The organism is Psychromonas antarctica, from assembly GCF_022267535.1.
GTDB lineage: Bacteria > Pseudomonadota > Gammaproteobacteria > Enterobacterales > Psychromonadaceae > Psychromonas > Psychromonas antarctica.
The window spans coordinates 1-8,738 of the sequence record NZ_JAHNZV010000110.1; the positions used below are offsets into that span (position 1 = coordinate 1).

The window sequence follows — 8,738 nt, forward strand, 5'->3', positions numbered from 1 at the left end:
GCAGTTGTGTAACTGAATGAGGTGACAAGATAATCAATGTACAGCTCAAATATTTGTTTATTTTTATTCATGGCTCTACTTTAGCGGTTTTCGAAATGAAAGTTTAGTGATAATGCGTAACATCAGTAAAGCAGCTTGAGGTATCATGGGTATAGTGCTTAGTTATAACTTAACTACTATTTTAATCTTTAAGAATGACCAGAAACTTTGGCGGATTGGTATAAAGCTGGACATGATAAAATGATTATCGGACTAAGTGAATTTAATCGTCAACATGATAAGCGTTTAGAGCAGATGTTACTGTAGTCATGAAGAGGTAAACAAAGCCGGAAAAACACCGAAATAACCACAAATAAAATTGACTATTTACTGTCAACTTACCTCGGAGGGATGTTATAAAATAGGAGTAACGTTTTCTGTGCGTAAAATAGTGCCTGTCTTATCACAATTCTCATTAAAAATTGCGGGGTTAGCTTAGCTCTTTCCTATACTCATTTAACAATTTTGTTACATGGAGGTGTTATGTCAGAAACTAAGCAACAAGTTTATTATCCTTCCGAAGATGTCATTAAACAGGCCAATGTACAGGAATATAGTGAACGTTACCAAAAATCCATTAGTGATAGAGAAGGTTTTTGGGATGAGCAGGCCAAGCTGCTTGAATGGTATAAACCGTGGGATAAGGTATTAGATGAAAGTCAAAAACCTTTTTACAAGTGGTTTGTTGGGGGCAAAACCAACATTGTACAAAATGCCATTGATCGCCATATTAAAGGAGCCGATCGTAATAAATTAGCGATTATCTGGGAAAGTGAAGGGGGGGAAGTCCGCAGTTTTTCCTATTACGCGCTGAATCGTGAAGTGTGTCAGTTTGCCAATATTCTTATTAGTATGGGGGTTAAAAAAGGGGATATTGTTACTATCTACATGCCGCAGATCCCTGAATTGGTTTTTGCCATGTTAGCTTGTGCAAAAATTGGTGCGGTACATAGTGTCGTGTATGGTGGGTTTAGTTATGAAGCCTTAGCCTCGCGTATTAGTGATGCTAATAGTCGGATATTACTAACGGCTGATGGTGGATCTCGCCGAGGTAAAAAAATCGATTTAAAAAGCATTGCCGATGAAGCGATGAAACGCTCTCCGACTATCGAAGTTTGTATTACCGTTAAATATAATCAGTTAGATGTAAGCATGGAAGCTGCTCGTGATTTTTGGTTTCACGATTTAAAAGCTTTGCCTATCGCCAGTCCAAAATGTGAAACAGTACAGCTAGATGCTGAGGATCCTCTATTTATTCTTTACACCTCAGGTACAACAGGTAAACCTAAAGGGATGTTACATACCCATGGGGGATACAGTGTGTATACCAGTACTACCCATAAAATGGCCTTTGATATTAAACCCGAAGATCGCTGGTGGTGTGCTGCGGATCCGGGTTGGATAACAGGCCACAGTTATATCGTTTATGGCCCCTTAATTAATGGTGCGACGATAATGCTTTATGAAGGCGCACCTGATTATCCCTATCCCAACCGCTGGTGGCAGATGGTCGAAAAATACGGTATCAATATACTTTATACATCACCAACGGCTATAAGAGGATTGATGCGTTTTGGTGATCAATGGGCTAAACGTCATGATCTTTCTAGTTTACGTCTCTTAGGGAGTGTTGGTGAACCAATTAATCCAGAAGCATGGCGTTGGTATTATGAGGTGATCGGTAATAACCGATGTCCAATTATTGATACTTGGTGGCAAACTGAAACAGGCGGATTTATTATTTGCCCGTTACCTATTACACCGTTAAAGCCGGGATCGGCGGCGCAACCCTTTTTTGGCAATGAAGTTGGGGTAGTGGATGATCAAGGTAATGAAGTACCGGTTGGCGAAGAAGGAAAATTAGTCATCAAAAATCCTTGGCCAGGCATGGCTCGCACCATTATGGGCGATGATGATCGCTACGCTGAACTGTATTGGGGGGACTATCAAAAACAAGGTTATTACAAAGCCGGGGATTCTGCGAAAATGGATGCAGATGGTTATATCTGGATCATTGGTCGCATGGATGAAGTACTCAAAGTCTCTGGTTATCGTTTGGGCACCGCTGAAATAGAAAGTGCACTGGTTAGTCATCCAGCCGTATCAGAGGCAGCTGCAATCGGGTTACCCCATGAGTTAAAAGGTAATGCGATTCATACTTATGTTATTTTAAAAGCCAATGTAGCCGCCACTAAAGCATTACAAGCAGAGCTGCAGCAACATGTGGGCAATGAGCTGGGAAAAATAGCGCAACCCGAAGAGGTTATTTTTGTGGAAAGTTTACCCAAAACACGCTCCGGAAAAATAATGCGTCGTTTATTAAGAGCCAAAGCATTAGGCTTGGATGAAGGAGACTTAAGCACTTTAGAGACCTGATTTTACTGCTTAATTCTATGTTGTTTTCTCTTTATTAAAAGCCAGCTTGGAATCACTCTAAGCTGGCTTTTATTCGTTTTAGCGCTGATTACTTTGCTTCTAGCCCGTAGGGAAGAGAGTCAAAAATAGTGGGTTGTTGAGTAATATTGGGTGCCTGATGAGGGCCTTTCCAGTCCAATAACATAATGGCTAATACATTACGGTGCTCGCCGGAGTCTAAACTAAGATCCCCTGTCACTGACGGGATTAAGCCATATTTGGGGTTTATTGCTTTCTCTATTACATGCTGTGTTTGTCGCAGTACAGGGTCATCGTTTAATCCCGCTAATAAAAAACTAATCCCCACTTCAGCAATCACATCTTCTTTGGTACGACTGATAATAGTATTAATATTGCGACGATAATAATCATAAATCCATTGAAAATTCTGTTCTTTGATCGGTAACTGATAATAGTGGGAAGCTGCAAAAATAATATGTGTTAATCCATAAATTTTATTGCTGTACTGTTGGTCTGAAAGTTGATCGTCATTGCTGTCAGGATAAGTTTCTCGAAAGCGCTTAATAAAACTATCTACAACATCTTGCTCGCCTAATTGGCGTAACCAATAAACTTGATTAGCGAGTTGGGCCGCCCATGCCTTTATCATTTTTTTATCGGTTACATATTTGCTGAAATCATAGCTGCGCAATATTTGGCGTAATTTTTTATCCTCTTTGTGTTTCAGCCCATACTCATCTGCGCGGGCCATCGCGCCTAAAAGCCCAATCCCTAAATACACATATTCGGGCATCGTTTGCATTGCTTGATAACGTAATTGACTGCGCGGCTTTTTTTTAGTCGCATAATGGGCCATTTTTTGATCACTATATTCTTTAATCTGTTCTGGCGTATGTACTTCGTAGGCATAATAATTGAGTGAACTGGCGATCCGCGCCATATCAGACCATAAAGTCATAGCATATTTTTTATCTAGCGTTTGCCGATACATGCGCAGTCCATAATGGCCTACCGTGAAGGGGGGTAAGGTAAATAATTGTTGCTCAAATGTTTGACGGATTAATTGTGCATTTTGTTGTAAGTGCGCGTTTATCTTCGTTTGTTTAGCTATTAAACCCTGCTGATCAGCATCAGCAGGCGTTAACAGTATGGAAATCAGTAGTAGGGCAGAAAACCATAATCCGCCTGTGGTTAATGGTTTTGTTGTATATATACCCATAATACCTCAATATGCCGAATCCCCCGCAGGGTAAGTCAAACTACATTCATCTGCTTGGTAGATCCACTATACTCCAATTTTATGCCTAGCATCCAAGCGTAATTTGACTTGCTGTCAACAGTTGCTAGGAGTTATTTAGGCTAGTAACTGATGACTGCAAGTTGATAGCCACCTACAAAAAATTTCTTTATTACACGTAGTATACCGCTAGTTAAAACTTATAAATAATAATGGGCTGGCTATTATCTTTGGGTATTATTTGTAACCGGATAATAGGTGTTTTTTTGTTGCGTTTTAGACGTGGTGTCAGTGGGCGTTCGCTCGCATAAATGCATTGAATTTCAATTACTGCTGAAATTATCCTTTTAAACTGATAGACTTAGTCACGGAAAAATAGAGAATCGTATATAAAAAGTAAGTCAGTAAATGCATAACAGAGGACTGAAATACGTTAACAATGAATATCAGTCCGGATAAAGACAGTCGCGATAATCGTGCGTATCTGTTTGCTTAAGGTAAAATTTAAAATGGGATTTTGATAAGCTGTACATGCATTATTAAAATTTACTTGTTGTGTTTCTTGGCGTTAATCATCACTTTCCCTCTATTAAAAATTTCCTCGGTGATGGCCACTTTAAATTAGACTACACTATTGGGAATCTTCCCTTTTTATCTGTGGTTGACTTATATTTTTATTTACTGAATAAGTGTGGATAGCTGTTTTGTTACTAATAGAAGGTATCGAGCAGTGACCATAAATATGGACATGCAGATCTTAGGATCTCAAAAAAAAGGTATAAAATAATGGATACACCAGTATTAATCTCATTTATAAGTTACATGTTAGTGATGCTAGGAATCGGCTTCTATTTTTATTTTAAAACAGAAGATCTTAGTGATTACGTGCTTGGCGGAAGGAGTCTAGGCCCTGGAGTTACGGCTCTAAGTGCTGGCGCATCGGATATGAGCGGGTGGTTACTCTTGAATGATGTACACTGGCGGGCTTGTCGGGAGCTGGATAGCTGTCGGCCTGATTATGGGCGCGTTCCTTAACTGGCATTACGTTGCTAAACCACTTCGCGTATATACCCATCATCTTAATGATTCTATTACCATTCCTGATTATTTTGCTAATCGTTTTGAAGATAAGGGGAATTTACTACGCATCGTGACAGCAGTTGTGATACTGCTCTTTTATACTCTTTACACATCATCAGGTTTGGTCGCTGGGGCTAAATTGTTTGAAGTGACATTTCATCTCGAGTATTCCACGGCACTGTTAATCGGTAGTTTTGTTATCGTTTCCTATACTTTTTTGGGTGGTTACAACGCAGTAAGTTGGACTGATTTTATTCAGGGCATATTGATGATGCTGGCTTTGGTGATAACACCGATTGCTGTTATTAATGAGATCGGCGGTGTCAGCGAAGGGCTTAGCATGATTGGAGAAATTGATCCTACCCATCTTAATCTCTTCAGTGGTGCCTCTATTATTAGTGTTATCTCTTTGTTGGCTTGGGGCCTTGGTTACTTTGGACAACCGCATATTTTAGTGCGTTTTATGTCGATTCGCCATGAGAATGAAGTGACGCGTGCGAAGACGATTGGTATGACTTGGATGATACTTTCGGTTGTCGGTTCATTAGCGGTCGGTTTTTTCGGTCTTGCCTATGTTGTTCATATGGGAGTCAATCTTGAGGATCCTGAAAAGATATTTATCACGCTTTCTCAGCTTGTATTTAATCCATGGATAGCAGGCTTTCTACTTGCCGCAATTCTTGCCGCCATTATGAGCACGGTCGATTCGCAACTGTTGGTTTCATCTTCAGTCCTAACTCGAGATCTTTATCATGCAATACTGAGAAAAAATGCTACTGATACTGAACTTGTTTGGGTTGGTCGATTGACTGTTATTATAATTGCAGTGATAGCTTGGGCTATTTCTACAGATGAAAACTCAAGCGTATTGCAACTTGTATCTTACGCATGGGCTGGTTTTGGTGCCGCATTTGGACCGCTTATTATTCTGTCGCTTTATAATCGCAATATAACAAAAACAGGCGCTATTGCCGGAATGATAGTCGGTGCGCTTACTGTTATTGTTTACAAACAGCTTGAAGGCGGCATCTTTGATATCTATGAATTGCTTCCTGGATTTATTGCTGCATGGATTGCAATTATCGTGTTCAGTAAAATAGGTGCTAACAATTCTGATACTATCAAAACGACTTTTGATGAAGTTCAGAAACGATTAGCTGAAAAATAATAAAGGATTAAAGGGTATTTTATTAAATGCCCAATTTTCTTAAGTTCTAGAATTAATAGGTGTGTTTAATTAATACCTATGATACTGAAGAGTCTTATCTCTCGGCTGATGTTAGGACTAGATAACTCAAATGCCAGTATTGCAATGCAATACTGGCATTTTTTTTATTGTTAACAATAAAAAATATCCTGATTACCCACAAAGCTCAGCAATATGAAGAATTTAAAATGCCCGTAACTTCATGGAGTTAAGACATTAAGCAGTTGCAACTATTAATCCCTTCCAGTCATGGCTAAGACATGTACGTAATCAAAAAAGTAATTAACCACGAAGGCACGAAGGAAAAGGAAGTTTAAAATATTTACCCCCCTTTATGTTTTAGGCTCTTCTTCGTGTACTCTGTGCAGTACAACGGCTTCGTGGTGAATGGTTGTCAGGTAGCTGGTCAAAAGAAATCATGGCTGAGACATGTACGTAATCAGGAAAAATATTGACTACGCACTTAACTCGGATGAATACAAAAAAGTAAATATTTACCACACAGATTTCATACAACTGAAAACTAGGTTTTGGTTTACATTCAATTACAGCGTTAAAAGAACCAAACACAGTTTTGGGTTGGCTCGGTGTAACGCGCAGCGTCTTCGTGTTCTCTGTGGTGATTTTATAATATTTTACAACAGCTTAAGCTATCTACATAAGCATGTAATCAAGGATTTTAGGGATTATCTATCCTGTAAAATACTAAGGTTGCAGCTTTCCCATTGATGCTTGACCTATTGTCGTTTTTTAGATTGAACGTCGAATAACTAAATAAGCAGGGCGTTTTAAATAGAAGAATAAAAAGCCATTCCGGTTTGGGGATGGCTTTTTATTTTAGTAGATTGATATTACTGATGTTTAATAATCTTGCGTTATAAAAGTCACCATTAAAGATGTAAATTAATTAAATGACTTAAATGACTTTAAATATCAGGTTGCCATAAAGGCTGCTCGAGCCTCGTAGACTGTGGAAAATAAGGCGTAGTTAGTATCGCTTTTATGGAGTTTTGCTTTAATGAGTGCACGAGCAACGGGTCTATTCATCTTGCCTAAATAGATTTTTGTATTCGAAGCTTTACATTGCGCGATTAATTTCAGTAATGAAGATATACCCCCCGAATCGATCATAGATGCGCTTTCTAAGTTTAATAAAATCCCATCACATTGATCTGTCAATAGTGATAATTCGCCAAAAATTCTATCTGCCGCTGCAAAAAATAACGGGCCATTAATATCGAAGACTTTAAAGCATTTATTTGCAGGTTGCACTGGGAAATGTTTGTCAGTGCTGTTCTTGAGCTCGGTCAGTTCAGACATTTTGCGCACAAATAATAATGAGGCAAGCATGATCCCTGCGATAATAGCCACTACCATATCAAACAAAACAGTCAGCGAAAAGCAGGTTAAAAACACCGTGATATCACTTTTACTTGCTGTTTTTATAAGGTTGAGTGATTTATGGAATTCACCCATTTTCCATGCAACGATAAGTAATAAAGCGGCCATGCTCGGCATGGGAATATAGGATAAAAGGGGTGCGGCGTATAAAATAGCCAAGAAAATAAAGACACCATGAAAAACAGCAGATAAAGGGGTTTTTGCGCCACTTTTACAATTGGTTGCTGAACGAGCAATGGCTCCAGTTGCTGTTATCCCGCCTAAAAATGGAGCGACAATATTGCCAATACCTTGTCCTAATAATTCACTATTTGCACTATGACGAGTTTGGCTCATATCATCAAGTACGACAGCACAAAGTAAAGATTCAATTGCGCCAAGTGCAGCGATTGCAAAGGAAGCGGCGAGAAGATCTGAAAAAAGGCTGAGATTCCATACTAAAATAGGATCTTCTGGTAAATGGCGTAACCAAGGCAATTCAAAATTGGGAATAAAGGGCGGGATACCATGACCTATTGAACCATCAGGAAATAAAAATTGGTAAGTTGAGCCAATCGTTGCCACCGGTAAATGAAAAGAGGCAAGTGCTATAGCAAATAATCCGCCCACAACAAGAGCGGGCAAATGAGGTGGCATTGACTTGATAAAATAGGGCCAAATAATAAGCACGGATAAAGTCAGCGCGCCAATAAAGAGTGAGGTCATGTCGAATGCCGGAATCTCTGCGAGCAATACTCCTACTTTTTCATAGAAATGGGTGGGAAACTCGGTTATTTCTATCCCGAGTAACTCATCAACTTGCAGAATAGCGATAACGACCGCAATTCCGCCGGTGAAACCTAAGGTAACTGCTTGTGGTACATATTCAATATATCGACCCAGTCGTAAAAAACCCATTAATATCAGTAAAATACCTGAGAAGACGGTGGTGACCAGTAAACCGGCCAGCCCGTATTGGTGAACTATAGGTTGAATAATGACCACAAATGCTGCTGTAGGACCCGATACACTAAAGCGAGAACCGCCAACTAATGGTACTAAAATACCGGCCACTGCCGCTGTATAGAGGCCATATTGCGGTGGGACACCCGAAGCAATAGCCAATGCCATCGCCAGTGGAATGGCGATAATACCGACAGATATTCCTGCTAATAGATCTTTAGTTACATTTGATCGTGAGAAAAGGTTATTGGTGAAACATTCTCGCATAGCATGTGAGATACGCAGGGAGAATAGGTGGACGCGGTGAGACAAAATATGACCTTCACTTAGGTTAGGCTGGTTGGTGCGACTATGCTACTACTTTTTATATGGAATTCAATATGAATACAATGTATTTATATTGAATGATATATATATAAATAAAATCAAAAAAAAGTTTGATAGTAAGAAGTAGGC

The 8,738-nt window shown here is 39.4% G+C and carries 3 protein-coding genes and 1 pseudogene; 2 read left to right on the forward strand and 2 right to left on the reverse strand.

Annotated elements, in window-relative coordinates; all coding sequences use genetic code 11:
- The first annotated feature begins 522 nt into the window (after positions 1-522).
- Complete coding sequence (gene acs / locus KSO91_RS14625) at positions 523-2,415, forward strand: acetate--CoA ligase (RefSeq protein ID WP_238743774.1); 1,893 nt, start codon at positions 523-525, stop codon at positions 2,413-2,415.
- 88 nt (positions 2,416-2,503) lie between these two features.
- Here the strand turns inward: acs and KSO91_RS14630 are convergent, their stop codons facing one another.
- Positions 2,504-3,634 carry a DUF3541 domain-containing protein gene (locus tag KSO91_RS14630; protein WP_238743775.1) on the reverse strand — a complete coding sequence of 377 codons (1,131 nt, stop codon included), beginning with the start codon at positions 3,632-3,634 and terminating at the stop codon, positions 2,504-2,506.
- Between the two features lie 804 nt (positions 3,635-4,438).
- On the opposite strand from KSO91_RS14630, the pseudogene putP reads away from it, so the two are divergent.
- Positions 4,439-5,900: pseudogene (gene putP, locus KSO91_RS14635) on the forward strand (sodium/proline symporter PutP).
- A 972-nt stretch (positions 5,901-6,872) separates the two neighbouring features.
- Here the strand turns inward: putP and dauA are convergent.
- A complete protein-coding gene (gene dauA / locus KSO91_RS14640; protein ID WP_238743776.1) occupies positions 6,873-8,594 on the reverse strand; it encodes a C4-dicarboxylic acid transporter DauA in 1,722 nt (573 codons plus the stop codon).
- Positions 8,595-8,738 lie beyond the last annotated feature (144 nt).

Bases quoted from the DNA above. Each gene is read 5' to 3' on its own strand.
- acs (WP_238743774.1), top strand. From the start codon at position 523: ATGTCAGAAACTAAGCAACAAGTTTATTATCCTTCCGAAGATGTCATT.
- KSO91_RS14630 (WP_238743775.1), bottom strand. From the start codon at position 3,634: ATGGGTATATATACAACAAAACCATTAACCACAGGCGGATTATGGTTT.